The 17876-nt window shown below is 49.9% G+C and carries 18 protein-coding genes; 13 read left to right on the top strand and 5 right to left on the bottom strand.

Annotated features, from left to right (window positions below):
• Nucleotides 1–260: 260 nt before the first annotated feature.
• From CX651_RS02465 to mutM, 8 genes are read left to right on the top strand one after another with little or no spacing between them, the layout of a single operon-like run.
• Nucleotides 261–1073 carry a substrate-binding domain-containing protein gene (locus tag CX651_RS02465; protein ID WP_101053231.1) on the top strand — a complete coding sequence of 271 codons (813 nt, stop codon included), beginning with the start codon at nt 261–263 and terminating at the stop codon, nt 1071–1073.
• Nucleotides 1070–1777 (top strand): ABC transporter permease, encoded by a 708-nt coding sequence (locus tag CX651_RS02470; RefSeq protein ID WP_101053233.1) that lies wholly within the window; start codon nt 1070–1072, stop codon nt 1775–1777. Before CX651_RS02465 ends, CX651_RS02470 begins: the two co-directional genes overlap by 4 nt.
• A gap of 8 nt (nt 1778–1785) precedes the next feature.
• On the top strand, nt 1786–2493 hold the full coding sequence (locus CX651_RS02475; RefSeq protein ID WP_101053235.1) for an ABC transporter ATP-binding protein: 708 nt from the start codon (nt 1786–1788) through the stop codon (nt 2491–2493).
• Nucleotides 2477–3070 carry a molybdenum cofactor guanylyltransferase MobA gene (gene mobA / locus CX651_RS02480; protein ID WP_101053238.1) on the top strand — a complete coding sequence of 198 codons (594 nt, stop codon included), beginning with the start codon at nt 2477–2479 and terminating at the stop codon, nt 3068–3070. Before CX651_RS02475 ends, mobA begins: the two co-directional genes overlap by 17 nt.
• A gap of 9 nt (nt 3071–3079) precedes the next feature.
• A complete protein-coding gene (locus CX651_RS02485) occupies nt 3080–4885 on the top strand; it encodes a bifunctional molybdopterin-guanine dinucleotide biosynthesis adaptor protein MobB/molybdopterin molybdotransferase MoeA (protein WP_101053240.1) in 1806 nt (601 codons plus the stop codon).
• An 8-nt stretch (nt 4886–4893) separates the two neighbouring features.
• Nucleotides 4894–5880, top strand: coding sequence for a GTP 3',8-cyclase MoaA (moaA, locus tag CX651_RS02490; protein ID WP_101053242.1), 987 nt, complete (start codon nt 4894–4896; stop codon nt 5878–5880).
• Between the two features lie 53 nt (nt 5881–5933).
• On the top strand, nt 5934–6392 hold the full coding sequence (locus CX651_RS02495; RefSeq protein ID WP_101053244.1) for a hypothetical protein: 459 nt from the start codon (nt 5934–5936) through the stop codon (nt 6390–6392).
• A 16-nt stretch (nt 6393–6408) separates the two neighbouring features.
• A complete protein-coding gene (mutM, locus tag CX651_RS02500) occupies nt 6409–7224 on the top strand; it encodes a bifunctional DNA-formamidopyrimidine glycosylase/DNA-(apurinic or apyrimidinic site) lyase (RefSeq protein ID WP_045283807.1) in 816 nt (271 codons plus the stop codon).
• 7 nt (nt 7225–7231) lie between these two features.
• Here mutM and CX651_RS02505 read toward each other — a convergent pair whose 3' ends face one another.
• The 5 genes from CX651_RS02505 to coaD form a co-directional block, all read right to left on the bottom strand.
• Complete coding sequence (locus tag CX651_RS02505) at nt 7232–8953, bottom strand: ArnT family glycosyltransferase (protein ID WP_101053246.1); 1722 nt, start codon at nt 8951–8953, stop codon at nt 7232–7234.
• On the bottom strand, nt 8953–9627 hold the full coding sequence (locus CX651_RS02510) for a TVP38/TMEM64 family protein (RefSeq protein WP_071475709.1): 675 nt from the start codon (nt 9625–9627) through the stop codon (nt 8953–8955). Before CX651_RS02510 ends, CX651_RS02505 begins: the two co-directional genes overlap by 1 nt.
• Before the next feature lies 1 nt (nt 9628).
• Nucleotides 9629–10360, bottom strand: coding sequence for a glycosyltransferase family 2 protein (locus tag CX651_RS02515; RefSeq protein ID WP_101053311.1), 732 nt, complete (start codon nt 10358–10360; stop codon nt 9629–9631).
• 199 nt (nt 10361–10559) lie between these two features.
• Complete coding sequence (locus CX651_RS02520; protein WP_101053248.1) at nt 10560–12053, bottom strand: capsule assembly Wzi family protein; 1494 nt, start codon at nt 12051–12053, stop codon at nt 10560–10562.
• Nucleotides 12054–12058: 5 nt separating this feature from the next.
• Nucleotides 12059–12550, bottom strand: a complete 492-nt coding sequence (gene coaD / locus CX651_RS02525) for a pantetheine-phosphate adenylyltransferase (protein ID WP_101053250.1) — start codon at nt 12548–12550, stop codon at nt 12059–12061.
• Between the two features lie 313 nt (nt 12551–12863).
• Here coaD and CX651_RS02530 point away from each other — a divergent pair, with 313 nt between their 5' ends.
• Genes CX651_RS02530 through CX651_RS02550 form a run of 5 tightly spaced genes read left to right on the top strand, consistent with a single transcriptional unit; the run spans nt 12864 to nt 17737 of the window.
• Nucleotides 12864–13898, top strand: a complete 1035-nt coding sequence (locus tag CX651_RS02530; RefSeq protein ID WP_101053252.1) for a glycosyltransferase family 9 protein — start codon at nt 12864–12866, stop codon at nt 13896–13898.
• A gap of 51 nt (nt 13899–13949) precedes the next feature.
• Entirely contained in the window at nt 13950–14903 is a 954-nt protein-coding gene (gene rfaD / locus CX651_RS02535) for an ADP-glyceromanno-heptose 6-epimerase (protein ID WP_101053254.1), read from the top strand.
• Nucleotides 14904–14928: 25 nt separating this feature from the next.
• Nucleotides 14929–15789 (top strand): glycosyltransferase, encoded by an 861-nt coding sequence (locus tag CX651_RS02540; RefSeq protein ID WP_224866810.1) that lies wholly within the window; start codon nt 14929–14931, stop codon nt 15787–15789.
• A 17-nt stretch (nt 15790–15806) separates the two neighbouring features.
• Nucleotides 15807–16583, top strand: a complete 777-nt coding sequence (locus CX651_RS02545) for a glycosyltransferase family 25 protein (RefSeq protein WP_101053256.1) — start codon at nt 15807–15809, stop codon at nt 16581–16583.
• A gap of 8 nt (nt 16584–16591) precedes the next feature.
• Entirely contained in the window at nt 16592–17737 is a 1146-nt protein-coding gene (locus CX651_RS02550) for a glycosyltransferase family 9 protein (RefSeq protein WP_101053258.1), read from the top strand.
• The last annotated feature ends 139 nt before the right edge of the window (nt 17738–17876 follow it).

Here is a 17876-nt window from a genome sequence, read left to right on the forward strand (position 1 = left end):
TTGACTCAATTGAAATAGATTCTATCATTGATACGGTAAAAATTGGTCACTATGAACCAGCGAAAAAGCCGATTGGGACAATTTGTCTGACACTTATTTACCAAGCTTGGGATCCAGTTCACATATTGGATCCCTCAATATCGGTTTAGAGCAGACATTCATCTTTGGCACCCAAATTGCTTTATTGGGTGCGAGTACAAGGCCGTGGCCCGCTGGCTTATGGGTTCGGCACACTTATAAAATCATGCCAAGGAGCAATAATGTTGAACTTGAAACAACTGCTGGGTCTTGCCATTGCGGCAGGCCTGATGATCTCTGCCCCGGCTTCCGCTCAGGAAACCATCAAGCTGGCCACCACCACCAGTACTGAAAACTCAGGTCTGCTGGGTTACCTGCTGCCAAAATTCGAATCAGAATCAGGTTACAAGGTACAAGTGATTGCCACAGGTACAGGTAAGGCTCTGAAACTGGGCTCTCAAGGTGACGTGGATCTGGTAATGACTCACGCTCCTGGCGCAGAAGCCAAGTTCGTTGCCGACGGTTTCGGTGTTGAACCTCGCGGCATCATGGAAAACGACTTTGTTGTCCTAGGCCCCAAGAACGACCCAGCCAAGGCTCGTGACAGCAAGAATGCCGAAGAAGCCTTCGCCAAAATCGCCAAGTCAGGCGTACCTTTCGTTTCCCGTGGTGATGATTCAGGTACTCACAAGAAAGAACTGCTGATCTGGAAAGCTGCCAACGTGACTCCAGACTTCAAAGGCTACACTTCTGTAGGTCAAGGCATGGGTAAAACCCTGCTGATGGCTAACGAACTGCAAGGTTACACTCTGTCTGACCGTGGTACCTTCGTGGCTTACAAAGCCAAATTGGACTTGGGTATCGACTTCGACGGCGGCGCCACTCTGGCCAACCCTTATCAGGTAATCCTGATCAATCCTGCCAAATACCCTGATCTGAATCACAAAGGTGCACGTGCCTTCAGTGATTGGTTGATTAGCAAAGAAGCACAAAGCATGATCAACAGCTATAAAGTTCAAGGTGAACAACTGTTCAAGGCAACTTACGGCAAATGAGTGAAGGCTGGTTAGCCCTTATACAGCAGGCCCTCGGCCTGCTGTTTTCCAGAGACCCCGAAGTCTGGTCTATTATCTCCGTCTCTTTCTCGGTATCTTTCGCGGCACTGCTGATCACCTTGCTGCCGTCAATGATACTGGGGTTCGCCTTGGCGTTTGTTCAGTTTCCCGGCCGCTGGCTGGTGACTAATCTGGTGCAAACCCTGCAATCCATTCCCACTGTGGTGGTGGGCCTGCTGGCTTACCTACTGCTAACCCGTAACGGCGCCCTGGGCGACCTGCGCTGGCTCTTTACCCAAAAGGGGATGATCCTCGGACAGATGATGATCTGCGCCCCGGTACTGATAGCCATGAGCCATGCCGCCTTCACCAGTGTCGACCGCCGCGCCTGGGAAACCAGCCGCACCCTGGGTGCCAGCTGGAGCTCGGCTATCTGGGTGGTTTGCCGCGAACTAAGAGTACCGCTGTTACTGGCGATTATCGCCGCGTTTTCCCGTATCATTACCGAAGTCGGCTGTTCCATGATGGTTGGTGGCAATATAGCCCATGTTACCCGTAACATACCCACCGCGATTTCGCTGGAAACCAGTAAAGGGGACTTCGCCCAGGCCATAGCCCTTGGCTTGGTACTGCTGGTGCTGGCACTGATACTGAATTTTGCTCTGGGTACTCTGCGCGGCAGGGCCAGTCCCAGAAGTCATTAGGACGCTTGATGATAAAGCTGATAGCCCAAGATCTTGAGATGCGTTTTGGTGAACGCCTGTTATTTCGCGCCCGGCAACTGGAGTTTTGTCAGGGTGAAGTCATCTATCTGCAAGGTGACAATGGCTGCGGTAAAACCACTCTGATGAAACTGCTGGCCGGTTTACTCAAACCCAGCGCCGGTACCATCTATACCCAAGGATTTCCAGCGACGCCCTGGTGGCGAGGTGATACCTTGCTCGGTAAGGCTATTTACCTGCATCAGCACCCATACTTGTTTGAAGGCAGTGTCAGCTACAATCTGCAACTGGCGCAAAAATACAGCGGCTTGAATAAAGCCGAGCAGCGCACTAGGATGCAAAGCGCGATAGAAAATGCCCAACTGGGGAAACTACTCAAAACCAACGCCTCAACGCTGTCCGGCGGTGAACGGCAACGGCTGGCACTGGCCAGAGCCTGGCTGTTGAAACCCAAGTTACTTATGCTGGATGAACCCATATCCAATATGGACAGAGCATCGCAACAAACCGTTTTTGCTATGATTGCCGAATTGAAGCAACAAGGCACAGGGCTGCTGATCAGTAGCCACCAGCATTCAGAACTGACAGCACTTTGTCACCAACATTGGCATATAGAATCACAACAACTGACAACCTCAGCCAATTTGACCCTGGCCACGGAAGAACTGCAGGAGGAGAACTATGTCGCAGCGCATTGATGCGGTGATACTCGCCGGAGGCATGGCCAGGCGTATGGGCGGAGAAGACAAAGGCCTGGTAGATCTGCTGGGGCGCCCCATGATTGCCTACGTTATCGACAGGGTAAAACCTCAGGTGAATCAGATCCTGATCAACGCCAACCGCAATCAAACACGTTATGCTGAGTTCGGTTTTCCTGTCATTGCCGACCTGGAACAGGGCTACCCTGGGCCATTGGCGGGGATGATTAGCGCCCTGGACAAAACAAACGCCGATCTGCTGTTGGTGGTGCCTTGCGACTGCCCTTTGCTGCCCAAAGACCTGGTCGAGCGTATGGCGCAAAAGCTGCAGGCGTCAGAAGCGGATCTCGCCGTGGCATCCGATGGCGAGCGTGAGCAACCAGTGGTTATGCTGCTCAAACCGACGGTGAGGGATTCGATGCAGGCGTTTCTCGATTCTGGCAGGCGCCGTATCGATCTCTGGTACAGTGAACACCCGGTAGTGGTTGAATCATTCGCCGATCAACCCAGCGCCTTTATTAACGTCAACACCAACGAACAAAAACAACAACTCGCGGCGGAAATATCCCAAGCTTAAGAGGTTTTTATGAGCACTGTCTTTACCAATCCCCTGTCCATTCCCGTGTTGGGCTTCTGCGCCTACAGCGGCACAGGCAAGACCACGCTGCTGAAGCAGTTGATCCCTGAGCTGAATCGTCGTGGTTTAAGACTGGCAGTGATCAAGCACGCCCATCACAACTTTGATATTGATGAGCCGGGTAAAGACAGCTATGAGATGCGCAAGGCCGGCGCCAGACAGATGTTGGTGGCCTCCCATGTGCGTTGGGCCTTGATGACTGAAGATCCGCTGGACAGAGATCCGGACCTGCTGCATCTACTCGGCCAGTTGGAACAGGACAAGGCCGACCTGGTGTTGGTGGAAGGCTTCAAGAAACTGGCGCTGCCCAAGATTGAATTACACAGAGCCGCCCATGGCAAACCCTTTATCCATACCGAGGATCCCAATATCCTCGCAATCGCCTGCTGTGATGAAACCAAGCTGCCGGGGGAGATCCGCCGCCTGGATCTCAACAATGTGGCGCAAATTGCTGATTTTGTGCAGCAGTATGTTCGCGAGTATCGCCCCGAATTCAAGTCCTCTTCAGCAAGAGCCCTGCCCTTAAGTGCCTGTGAGCTCGGCAGCGAACAAAATCTGTCGGTACGTCAGGGCATCGACCATATCCTGGAGCAAGTCAAACCCGTCACAGAGACAGAGCTGTTGACGCTCGATGAGGCCGACAACCGTATTCTGGCCCAGGACGCCATATCACCGGTGAACGTACCGCAGCAGACCAACTCGGCAATGGATGGTTACGCCTTCGCGTTTCAAGACAATATGTCACAATCCTTTGAACTGAAAGGAGAAGTGCTAGCCGGTCATCAATATTCTGGCCAGTTGCAGCCGGGTGAAGCGGTACGAATTATGACAGGTGCGCCGGTTCCTCTTGGCGCAGATACCATTCAACCCAGAGAGCTTGCCACCGAAACCGATGGCAAGGTCAGCTTCAGTGGCAAAATCTATCGCGGCCAGCACGTGCGTCTGGCGGGTGAAGATATAGCCCAAGGTGCCGTGGCCCTTGGCAGTGGCACACGTTTAGGCGCTGCCGAACAAGGCCTGCTGGCTTCACTGGGACTGTTTGAGATGCCCCTCAAACGCCGCCCCAGAATTGCCGTATTTTCCACCGGCGATGAAGTCAGCCAACCCGGCACTGAGCTCAGGGCCAACTGCATCTACGACTCCAACCGCTATACCATCAAGGCGATGGCCAAACGCCTTGGCTGTGAAGTGCTGGACTTGGGGATCATCGAAGACTCGGAAGCCGTTCTGAGCCAAACATTGAGCCAGGCGGCGAATCAGGCCGATGTGATTATCAGCTCGGGCGGGGTGTCCGTCGGCAATGCCGATTATATCAAGACAGTGCTGGCCCAGCTGGGGGAAATCAACTTCTGGCGTATCAATATGCGCCCGGGACGCCCATTGGCGTTCGGTAAGATAGACCAAACATTGTTCTTCGGCTTGCCCGGCAATCCTGTGGCCGTGATGGTCTCTTTCCTGATGTTTGTTCAACCGGCATTGCGTAAACTGGCCGGTGAACCAAGCTGGCAGCCAAGACTATTACCGGCGATTGCCGATGAAGCCATGCGCAGCCGCAGCGGCCGCACCGAATTCAGCCGCGGCATCATGACCCTGGGAGATGACGGCCAATTACACGTACGCACGACCGGTGCCCAGGGCTCAGGCATGCTCAGCTCCATGGTCAAGGCCAACTGCTTGGTGATCATCGGCGAGGCCGATGAACGCATAGAGGCGGGTGAAACCGTCTATGTACACCCGTTTGCAGACCTGCTCTGAGGCTGCCCTTGAACAGCCTGAGTGACGGCTTTGGCCGCAAAATAGAGTATCTGCGCCTCTCCATTACCGACAGGTGTGATTTTCGCTGCATCTATTGCATGAGTGAAGATCCCTGTTTTCTGGAGCGGGAACAGGTACTGAGCCTGGAGGAACTGGCCTTTATCGGCCGCGCATTTACCGAGCTTGGCGTCAGCAAGATACGCCTCACCGGCGGCGAACCCTTGGTACGCAGTGATTGCGACCGCTTGGTGGCGCAGCTGGCGGCGCTACCCGGGCTCAAGGATCTTTCCATGACCAGCAACGGCTCCAGGCTGGCCAAGCTGGCTCCGGCGCTGAAAGCCGCCGGCTTGAACCGCCTTAATATCAGCCTGGATACTCTAAAGAGCGAACTCTTCACCACCCTAACCCGTAACGGCAAACTGGAGCGGGTGCTCAAGGGCATAGATGTCGCCAAAGCAGCCGGCTTTGACAGGATCAAGATCAACGCCGTGATCCTCAAGGGACGCAACGAAAACGAAATTATCGATCTGTTGGAATATTGCCGTCAAAAGCAGCTGGACATCGCCTTTATCGAAGAGATGCCTCTGGGTGTGATGGAAGAGCGTTCTCTGCCAAGGCACATGAGCAGCAGTGATGTCAGGGAAATTATCAATCAACGCTGGCCACTGAGCCTGTCATCCAAGCGTACCGGCGGCCCGGCACGTTACTACAGCATGGCCGACAGCCCTATCCATATAGGTTTTATTTCACCCCACAGCCATAACTTTTGCCATGAGTGCAACCGGGTCAGAGTCACGGCCGAAGGCCGCTTGCTGCTGTGCCTGGGGAACGAACACTCACTGGATCTGAAGCAGATCATCCGCAGCCATCCTGGTAATATAGACGTATTGAAGCAGGCTATCTTCGAGGCGATTCAGCGCAAGCCCAAAGAGCATCACTTCGACGATCCCAATCAGGTGCAGATCCTGAGGTTTATGAACAGCACGGGTGGCTGATACCTGCCACCGTGCTACACTGGCGATTCGACCTCAACCAAACATTCTTGCCCATGGCACTGACCCGCAAACAGTGGAATAACATCATTATTCTGGCCTCCATCCTGATGGTGTCGGTACTGACCTTGCTGGATAAACGCATGAACTCAGTGCCCGATACCCGCGAACTGTTTGACAGCCATACTGAACTGCAGCAGCTGCAACTGGGCGGGATCTGGTTGGCACAGGCCGCCAATGGCCAATGGCAGTGTGATCCCAAGGTGCTCAATTGCGCCGACTGGAGTCAAGCCTGGCTCAGTATTCGGGTATCACCATTAGCCAGTAAGCCTGAACTCACCCAAGATGAGCGGCCACGAGAGTTGCTGTTGAAAGTCAGCGGTGCTGCCGAGCCACAACTTTGGCTGTTCTACCCCCATCAGGGACTGCTTAAATCTGCCGCCGGGAACTGGTATCTTATTCCCCCTAGCCTCAGAAGTGGTGTTATACCTCTGCTGAGTGTATCCACAAGCTGATAGAGCAGAAAGCCTTATGCCAGAATTGCCGGAAGTGGAAGTGACCCGCCTCGGGGTTGCGCCGTATCTTGTTGATCAGACCGTCAGTAACCTTATCGTTCGTAATCCTTCACTGCGTTGGCCGGTACCCGAAACGGCCCGCAATATCATAGGACAGACCATCAGAGCCGTGCGCCGCCGCGCCAAATACCTACTGCTGGATACAGATGCAGGTACCTGCATAGTGCATCTGGGGATGTCCGGCAGCCTGCGGATTTTGCCCCGTAGCACACCGGCGGAGAAACACGATCATATAGATCTGGAGCTGGAAAACGGCCGGGTGCTGAGGTTCAACGATCCGCGCAGATTCGGTGCCTGGCTCTGGTGCGAGTTGCCGGAAACGGCACATCCGCTGCTGGCCAAACTGGGCCCCGAACCTTTAACGGATGCCTTCAATGTCGAGCAACTGCACGCGGCGCTCAAAGGCAAGAAGAAGGCGATAAAACTTTGTCTGATGGACAATGCCATTGTGGTGGGTGTCGGTAATATCTATGCCAACGAAGCCCTGTTTGCCGCCGGGATCCACCCGCAGGCCGAGGCCGGTAAAGTAGATAAAGAGCGGCTGACAGTGCTGGTCGCCGAGATAAAGCTGATCCTGGCTCAGGCCATCAAACAGGGCGGCACCACACTGAAAGATTTCACCAATGCCGAAGGTAAACCGGGTTACTTTGCCCAGAAGCTGCACGTCTATGGCCGCGGTGGGGAAACCTGTACCCAATGTGGCCATATGTTATCCGAAATACGCCTGGGACAGCGCACCACAGTGTTTTGCAGCCTGTGCCAAACGCGCTGACTCAAGACTATTCCCGCATCCACTGTCCCGGATGCGGCGTGTAGTAACTGACCATGGTCTTGGGTTCCTGACACTCGGGTAAACTCGCCGATGCCGCCAGCAAATACCAATCTTGCCTGTGAGCCGAGCCCATGTTCTGACCCTTACTCAAATCAAAGCATTCAAGGGTTACCCACCCAGGAACCAGGAGATAACGTTGTTTACCTTGTTGCAGCCACTGCCAGGCCCGGCGCTCCTGCTCGGCGGTGGATGCCAAATAGCTAAAATGGGTAATACTTATGGGAGAAAACAGAATAAACTGCTCCTTGAAGCGGATCAGCCCAAGCTCGGCTTCCTCACCTATCACCTCGGCAGTATGCTGCATCAAGGCCTTGGGAGTACGTATTTCATCGAGTAAAAGATAGCCCCAGGTACTGACCAGAAGCCATCCCAGGATAGTTACAGCGCCAGCCCTGAACAGCGAAGGCTGCTTCCTTAACCACCAAATCAAAATTAGCCAGGAGGAACCGAGCACCATAAACAGATAGCCGATACCTGTGAGATCATCGGTATAGTCCGCCAACCTCTCGAGCAATTTGGGATGGTGCAGCAATGCCAGCACGCCTAAAGTCAGCAGCCCCCCCCCCAACAACCACAGCAAGGCGGAAACCAAGCGCTCAAACCACAGACACAACTGTGCCTTCTGCAGTGCAGCCGCAATGGCCAGCGCGGCCATAGGCAGTGCCGGCAAAATATAGAGGTTGCGCTTGCCGGGGCTGATACTGAAAAATACCACCACCAACAAGACCCATAACAGCAAGACGGCAATGCCTGGATCTGCCTTAATAGCTGCCCAGAGTCGCTTTCCGTAAGCCAATGCCAATAAAGGCAGTGGGAACCAGAGCCAGGGAATGACACTGAAAACAAAGAAATACCAAGGCTTGATATGATCCCAGGCATTAACGTAACGCTCACCCGTCTGCTTAAACAGAATATTGTTCATGTAAGCCAGGTGCTCCGGGCTCGCGGATGCTTGAACCGTCAGTATCATGGGAACCAACCAGAGCGCAATTACGGCTAGCATAACAACCGGCCCCAATAGCGCCCGCCAGCGCCAGCTCTCTCGCCATAAGCCTCGTTGCCAGCTGTAAAATGCCAACGGCAACAGCAACAGCAGAGGCAGAAAGCCAACCCCCTTGGTGATAACCCCCAACCCCATAAAGCCCCAGGCGGCGAAATACCAGCCCCAACTCGGCCCTTTGAGGAAATGGCGCAATAGACCATAACACCCTAAAGTAACCCAGCACATCACCATGGCATCTATCTGGGCATTCTTGGCCTGCATCAAAAATTGCGGCACCAATAGCAGCAGCAGAGCGGCATTGCGCCCGGTGCGAACATTCCAAAGTCTGGCGCCCAGATCGTAGACCAGCATCACTGTCAACAAACCACACAGAGCATTGGGCAGCAAGAAAGCCAGCTTGAGATCACCAATCAAGGCGTAGCAAAGTGCTATGGCCCACATGAAAACCGGCGGTTTATCAGGATAAAATTCGCCGCCGCGACTGGGAAACAACCACTGACCGCTACTGACCATTTCTCTGGCGACTTCGACAAATCTGGGTTCGTCAGCAGGCCAGGGAGAGCGGAATCCAATTCCCAGCAACATAATAAACAGGGTCAGCCAGAACAATGCCCAAAACACCCTGGTGTAACTATCACTGTCAAAGTAGCTACGCAGCCAATTCATCAAAGCTCCTGTTTATCTGTGACCAAATCATCCACCTGACGACTCAGGCGATTACGGTAAAGGTAAGTTCCTATAAAGCTGGAAAGCAGCAAGAGCACCAGACTGATGCCAAGTTGATACTGATCAGACAAACCCAAACCGGCCCCGGCATAGGCAAAGATCAGCATCTGCGGTAAATAACCAATGAAACTGCCAAGCAAAAAACCGCCGACAGGAACCCGGGTTGCCCCGGCGAAAAGATTAGTCAACAGGTTACTGCCCACAGGTAACAGCCTGATCATTAATACTTTGAGCCAGGTGCGATGGATGATCATCCGTTCAAAACGTTGCAGCCGTATACCAAAACGTTTTTGCAAGAATTCGCGTACCGTCAAGCGGGCGCAGTAAAAGCTGAGAAGGCAACCCGCCAAGGCGGCAAAAGTAGAAAACAGGGCGCCAACAGCCCCCCCCAGAGCAAAACCGAAGACAAAGGCAATGATCTGTCTTGGCCCCCCCACGGCAGTAAACAGGGTGCCCACAGCAAACAGTAACGCCAGTCCACCACTCCCTTGGCGCTGAATAAAGTTGGCAACCCAATTACTGTCGGTGAGATGCTCAAACCAGCCTGCCTGAACGGCCAACATCAGCCCAAGCAAGACAGAGAGCAACAACAGTGTCTTTAGCAAACGCTTCAACTTAATCCCGGCGGCTGTGTTCAATGCTGTCTATCTCGGCAATTTTGGCCCGGCGGATCAACCACATCACCCCCAAGATGTCGACGATTCCCACCCAGAGTCGATTCCAAGCAGTATATTTTGAAATACCGGCTTGTCTGTCTCTGTGATTAACCACGGAAATGCGCACATCTCCCCCCATGCGGCGGATAAGCGCCGGAATATACCTGTGCATATGGTTGAAATAGGGAAGTTTCAGAAAACTGGCTCGTGGAAACAGTTTAAGGCCACAGCCGGTATCCGGAACGCCATCGTGCAACAAAGCATCGCGTACCCGGTTGGCAAAACGGGATTGAAAGCGTTTCCAAGCTGTGTCTTTACGGTGTTTTCGATAACCTGCGATACAAAAATCAGCACTGCTCATTTGCGGGATAAGCCGGATCATAGCGGGGATATCGGCAGGATCATTCTGCCCATCGGCGTCCAGCGTCACTATATATTCCCCCTTGGCCTCGCGCACTCCCGTGCAGATAGCCGTGCTCTGGCCTGTACTGCGTTTATGACGGATAACTCTGGCATCACAGCCATTTTGCTCTACGGTTTGTAACACTTCTTCAGCAGTGTTATCGCTGCTGCCATCATCCACAACCAGAATTTCAAATGGAATTGTACTTGCCAAGGCCTGACAGATTTCGTTAATGAGAGGGCCTATATTGCCGGCTTCGTCTTTGGCGGGTATTACGACTGAAATCAAAAATAAGCTCCCGGGATACTGACCTAAAAACAGTTCAAGCCTATGAAACATAGGCATGAACTGCAGCATAGAAGTCGTTTCTTAAGGCTAAATTATGTCAACGCCGCTTTTTACGCAACCATTAAACCCAACATTGATAACATTCCGGTTACAGGCATAAAAAAAGCCGGCTAAGCCGGCTTGGGGAAGATGTTATTTCTCAGAATCTGTATTCGTAACTGCCAAATAGGCTGGCATCGGTATCGTTATCAGTATCGAATTCCGAACGGGAAGCGGTTCCCCCAAAAGTCATCATTCCCTTCAGCAAGGGCATTCGATAGCTGAGCTCCAACATCAATAGGTCTTCCTTGGCAGGCTGAGGTGCCCAACCATGAGCAGGAGACTTGCCGTCTTTATTGAGTTGAGCATAGCGCAGGTAAGCGTTGATGCCGTGGCTGTCGGCAAATTGCCCCACCAAGCCCAACACATAAACCTTGGCATCGCTGTCATAGGTGGAGCCCAAAGAACGTTGATAGTAACGTGAACCACTCAGGTAAGTGCTATGTTCATAGAAACAGTTAAACACATTAGGGTCGCTGCCACAGGCTACCATTGTATCCGTATACTCGAAGAACAGCTTATATTGTTGCTGCGCCAGGTTGAAGCGGGTATCAGCACCCACCAGCATGGCACAGTCGGCAATCTGCCATGGCGCCGAACCGCTGGAGTCTTCACAGGTGCGCTCCAGATAAAGGCCGAAAGGCACGTTAAACAGAGTGTCGGCATAACGAATATCGAAGCCCGCCATCTGGTTGCCCACCTTGGAATTCATAGAAGGGTCGCAGCTAGCTTCTCCATCGGCACACTCGGTCCCCCCTGAAATAGCATCCCAGAACGAACTAAGATCACAATCCTGGCCTTCACCACAAAATTGCGTGGTCCAGGAAAGGCCTATTTCCAACTGTTTGAAGGGTCTGACACTGCCGCGCATATTCCACAGCAGGGTATCTTCAATGGCCCTGTCGTCGTTCATCCAGCTGATGCCGGTAGTCAAGGTCCACGGGCCAATCCAGGATAACCAAGGGGTTTCAAAGCCAGCGGCATTGTTGCGACTGAGCATCACAGACGGCATGGGCCTGGCATTATTTGATTTATGCAAGGCCGAATCAAACCCTGGGCCCCACCACTGCTGCACAGTGCCTGCGGTCACTATCCAATTGCCCAGTACCACAGCCATGTAGGAATCATCCAGACGGGCGTTCTCATCATCCTGAGCATCATATGCCCCGGTTCCTGCAACCTTGAAGGCAAAACGTTCTCCGACATATTCATAGGAGGCACTCAGTTGTCCCTCCTCACGATAGTCAGAACCAAAATGTTGAAACCTGGCAGCATCGGTTGCCGCCGTTGCCTTGATGGCCGCATTACCGCGACTGTCTATCGCCTGACGATAGTAAAAATTCACCCTGGAAAAGGCGTCGGTCAACGCCGGGGTCAGGGTGGCCGGCTCAACTTTGGCCAAGTCGGCACCGATACCTGCCCACATCAAGGGATAGGTATTGACCGGAACCGTGATTACCCCGGCATCGGCCAGCGCTTGTATATCGGCTCTTAAATAAATGTCAGAACTATCAACCCAAGGCGCCGCTTGACTCATAGTACTCATTCCCAGGCCAATGCCCAGTACCAAGCTTTTGTACAAAAAACTTCTCATTGAAATTAACTTCCTTGCTTTTTGATTCGGGTAACCAAGGCCTTGGCAACATCCGGATGAACAAATTGACTGACATCGCCCCCGTGCAGCGCGACTTCCTTGACCAAGGTCGATGAAATAAAAGAGTTTTCTTCTGCCGGAGTCAAAAAGACACTCTCCAGTTCAGGGTGGAGCCGACGATTCATATTGGCCAGTTGGAACTCATATTCGAAATCAGACACAGCGCGCAGCCCACGAACCAACACATTGGCACTCTGTTCTTTGGCAAAGTCCACCAGTAGCCCGGTAAAGCCAACCACCTCGACATTGTCCAGATGTGAGGTCACCTTGTTGAGCATGGCGACCCTTTCTTCCAGAGTAAAACAAGGCTGCTTCGATGGACTGGCCGCCACACCTATCACCAAGTGAGAAAATAGCGCAGCGGCACGTTGGATAAGATCCGTATGCCCATTGGTGACAGGGTCGAATGTTCCGGGATAGATGGCTTTCGTGTACATGACTCTCTGCCCTAAGTTGATGGTGTAATCGCGCCTAGTTTACCGAGTTCTCTCCCAGGATTGAACCATTGACATCGAATCGGTGTGGTTAATCCTTAACAACGGTTGTACCCAGGAGAGTCTGAGTTCAAGGCATTTAGCGACCCATGCAAATCTTTCAGACGAAACCTGATTATGAAAGACGAAAACACAGATCTATGGAGTTTAAATTGGTATACTGACACGCCTTTTTTCGTGAGTGATCCATTGATGTTCGCGAGGATGTAGACATCAATGGACCACTTAAGTTTTTACAATGAGTTGATTTTTTCATATGTTAAAAAGAGTATTGGTCATCAAACACGATAAAATTGGCGACTTTGTCCTCATGTGGCCTGCACTGTATTTACTCAGGCATGCTTTACCGCAAGCCAGTATTGAAATGTTTGTCTCTCCAGCCGTAAAGCCATTTGCTGAAGTATGCCCTTATGTTGACCATGTCATTGTCGATAACGGCAATGACGAAGAGATTGGCGAAGCCATCACCGCCAGGCAATATGACGCAATTCTCATCTCTCAATCCGAATACCGTATCTACAAAATCTTACGTCACATAGATGTTGCCTATAAACTCGCTCCTAAGCATAACTGGTACCAATATCTCTATAAACATAGAGCCAACGTTCAGTATCGTAAGGGAGAGCCCTGTTGGCGTGGAGCTTGCCTACTGGTAGAGCACTTCCTTAATCACTTTGGATACAGTATCCCAGCACTTCCCAAACAATATTGGGATAAGCAAGCCGTGCGAGACAAATGGCAAGCCTATTACGAACATTCTGCAGGTGAAAAGTTAATCTTTGCTCATCCGGGTACAGGCGGGTCATCCGGTGCGCTCGCCCCAAAGGACTTTGCCTACCTATTAACACAGATAAACGCCAATACTAAAATCGACTGTAAGTTTGTACTCACCTTCAACGGTGACGAAGAAGCATTAGCGCAAATAATCAATAAAGATTTACAAGCTAATGGAGTCAAAGTGGTAATGGCTAAACCTTTAGCCGGCCTTGCCGACTTTGCCGAATCACTGGTCGCTGCCGACATGTTTATCGCAGGTTCAACAGGCCCTTTACATATCGCAGGGCTTCATGATGTGCCAACTGTAGGGTTTTACGCTGGGAGGCGTTCAGCGCCCAAGATTCGCTGGCAAACTTTGACCCAGAGCCACAAGCGTCTAGCCTTTACTCCACCGATAGGCAAAAAAACTGGCCGAAATATGGCACTAATCGATTTTGACGCTGCGGCACAGGAAATTGCACAGTTTCTAGATACCTTTTATGGTGAGCCCCAACCACTCACCTCGGATTTATAACATTTAGCGACTCAAAATTGATATGAGTCACACGAAAATTGGAAAATACTTATGATAGTAGTCACAGGTGCCGCAGGCTTTATTGGAAGCAACTTAGTTAAAGCGCTCAATAACTTAGGACGTAGTGATATTATTGCCGTAGATGACCTGACCGACGGCACCAAGATGTTTAATCTCGCCGACTGTGAAATCGCCGATTATCTGGATAAAGCAGACTTCATCGAACAGATAACCCAAGGACAATTCGATAACAAGGTTGAAGTGATCTTCCATCAAGGCGCCTGTTCGTCGACCACAGAGTGGGACGGCAAGTTTATGATGGCTAACAACTACGAGTATTCCAAAACCCTGCTCCACTTTTGTGAGCGTACCGGCAGCCAGTTTATCTATGCATCTTCGGCCTCTGTTTACGGCGGCAGCGATAAGTTTGTCGAGCAGCGGGAGCTGGAAAAGCCGCTCAACGTCTATGCCTACTCCAAGTTCCTCTTCGATCAATATGTCAGGCAACATAGCTTCACGACTCAAGTGGCCGGACTACGTTACTTCAACGTTTATGGACCAAGAGAACAACATAAGGGCGGCATGGCTAGCGTAGCCTTCCACTTCAACAATCAGATCAAGGCGAATGGCATCTGCCGCCTATTTCAGGGCCACGACGGCTTCGAAGATGGTAAACAACTGAGAGACTTCGTGTATGTCGAAGATGTAGTCAAGGTCAACCTCTGGCTATGGCAAAATCCGAGTGTCTCAGGGGTGTACAACTGTGGTACGGGTCAAGCACAGAGCTTCAACGATGTGGCCAATGCGGTGATCGCTTATCACGGTAAGGGGGAAATCGAATATATTCCTTTCCCGGATAAGCTCAAAGGCGCCTATCAAAGCTATACCCAGGCGGATCTCACTCGGCTTAGGGCTGCTGGATATACTCAGGCCTTTAAAACAGTCGAGCAAGGAGTACCCGAGTATCTGGACTGGCTGGCCGCGCAACACTTTATCGGTCAGTAATTAAGCCTTGAGGAGCCCATTTGTAATGAAAGACAATCAATTGAAAACAGCTATTTTTACGCTTGCTATTGGTGATGAAAATCCCATGTACCGTGCCGCGTTACTCAGTTTCGAAAGATATGCCGAAAAAGTCGGTGCTGATCTTATCGTTTCAAAGGAGCTCCATTACCCAATCACCATCACAAATCCAAAACATACCGCCAGCCCTGCATGGACAGAGAAGTTATATATCAAGGAGTTATTGAAAAAATACGATAGGGTACTGTACCTGGATGCCGATATCATTATTACTCCAGATGCTGACAACATTTTTGAAGTTTATAATGAACTAGATACTATTTATCTATTTAATGAAGGACAGTTGCTAGAACGTCAACCTGTGATAGACAAAATCTCTGCGATCATGGGTGAAATAAAAGACTGGCCAAAAGTAAATGGACGCCCTGTCTACTATAACCTAGGCTGCATGCTAATTTCACGCCAATGTCCGGTATTTGATATTGCCTCATTATCTGATCTTCAGAAACTTTGTAATCACATAAAGTACTATGAACAAACTTATGTAAATTACCTGATACAACGTGATAAGCTCAAAAATAAAAGCATATCTTCACGGTTTAACCGCATGGATGTTTTAGGGGCAGAAAATTATAAACAAGCCAGCTTCATCCATTATGCTGGTAGAGGCTATACTAACTCTTCTTTAAAACGTGAAGTCAGATTTGTAAACGACTTCTGCGACATATTTGCTAACCAAATAGATGCTGACATTTTAAAAGAAATAAAAAGTGACGGCTGGGACTTGTTTATCGACAAAGCACATAAGCGTTATAAGCTACCGAGAACGATCATCAGTGCCTTGGCTAAAGCCTTCGTCACCATTTAAGGAAATAGCTAAAACTCATGATGAAGTATAAGGTTTTCGTTATCAATCTAGCCCGCTCTACTGAGCGGATGGCCCGCATTTCCGAGCAACTCAATCGTGTTGGAGTCCCCTTCGAACGCATAGAAGGTGTTGATGGCAACCTACTAACAGATGAAGAAATTGAACAGGTTTCTCCTGCCAAATTAGTGCAAAAAAACTATTACAGGGCGCTAAGTAAAGGAGAGGTCGGTTGCAGTCTTAGCCACAAAAAAGCATGGCAAAAAATTATCGATGATGACTTGGATTTTGCCTTCATCCTTGAGGATGACATCTACCTAGAAGACAATTTCTCCGAAGTGGTCGACTTAATGCGAAACCTACCCACAAAAGAATGGGATTTCATTAAGCTTTATCCACTCCGCAAAGGTGGCCAGAGTAATATTAGGAATGCTTATACTTACCATAAGCACAAATTTATTAGCTATCATAAGTTTCCAATTAGCGCTGTAGCACAGGTAGTGAGTAAAAAAGGAGCGAAAGCACTTATCAAAAACATGCCTTATGTGGTACAGCCAGTTGATGGGCACCTAAAATCCTGGTGGACGCTAGGTATTTATCCTTTTGGACTCATCCCATACTGCGTTTCAGTCGATCTGACGGGCCTATCGGACATCAACCCTCATGGGGGGCTTGAAAAGATGAAGCAACGTAAATTAACCAAGCTATATCTTAACTGGCAACGTGCCCTGGCGCGGCTTTTTGCAACGCCTAAGCTTGACAAAAAATTCACACAGTTTACCAACTATCTAAAATAGAGATTCTTGTGTCTGTCATAATTGAACATTCAAGCATACTGAAAGCTAAACGTGTCTTGTACATGACACACTTGGCCATTGGTGACTTTGTCTACCAAGGTGTTTGGTTACGCGCCTTTAAAGCAAAATACCCTCATCTTAGTATCGATATCTGGTTTGATGACTGTCGCAGTAAGCCCCACGATTGGGCCAAAGGCCGCAACAAAATTCTATCGGAATGGATAAATGCAATAGGGGATTTCGACGACGTCTATCCCATAGTGAGCAATTTGAATCAACGTCAAGCAGCAATCCAAGCCGCTCGAGAAAAAAACTACGATATCATCATTTTCGTAGGGAAGAATCGTAGCGAACAATTTGCAAAGATTGCACGTCAAATCTCATCGACAGCCGTAGTTGTCGCCACCATGAACTACACCCTAAGAAATCTATTTAGCAGTAAAATCCATGCTGGCAAACTCGATGGTATTCTCAACTACCGTGATATAGCTAAAAAAAGCTCACATGTTACAGAGTTCTATGGTCATTGCTTTAATCAATTTCTAGGATTAGATACCAAAGATCTCATTAACGGCAACAAACAACTCGATATTAATATTAGTCCAGAATATCAATCTAGTGTCCAACCCGTGATAACCTCACTCACACAGGGTGACTCAAATAAACTCATTATTTTTATCAATCACCTATCAACGGCGACGAAAAAAGACTACCCTTGGCCTCAAGTGAAACAACTGATCCAGCTTCTGAATTCAAAATATGCCAACCTGGTATTCATAGTCAACACACCGCCAGATAAGCTTGAATCTGTCACTGCAGAGATAAGAGCAGATAGAGATTTAAATCCAAAACAGATCACGACTTTTACTGCACTGAATAATTTCTTTGAGCTTCCAGCTATCATAGGTCTTTGCGATCTAATTATAAGCGTAGATACAGCTACTGCTCATCTCGCTGTATGTATGTCTAAGCCTCAAGTAACTCTAATGGCCAGCGACTTTAAGCTCTGGCAACCACTGGGGGATAGCATCATCCTTGAAGGTACAGGTAAAGCAAGCTCTATTGCCCCACACCAAGTCGCAAATGCAGTGGAAAAGCAAATCCTAAACTTCTATGGTGAAACAGAAAAATTTCAGCCTTTAATCAACAATTGAGCATATGTTGAACATAAATCTAGGCAGGGAAAACTTTATAAAGCATTATTTATTAATGCTTTATATTTAGCCCACCAACAACGAGGCTGTAATATCAGGGCTTGTAAAACGATTAAACAAGCAAGAACTTAAGTAAGTA

The sequence above is a fragment of the Shewanella chilikensis genome (assembly GCF_002836945.1).
Classification (GTDB): domain Bacteria; phylum Pseudomonadota; class Gammaproteobacteria; order Enterobacterales; family Shewanellaceae; genus Shewanella; species Shewanella chilikensis.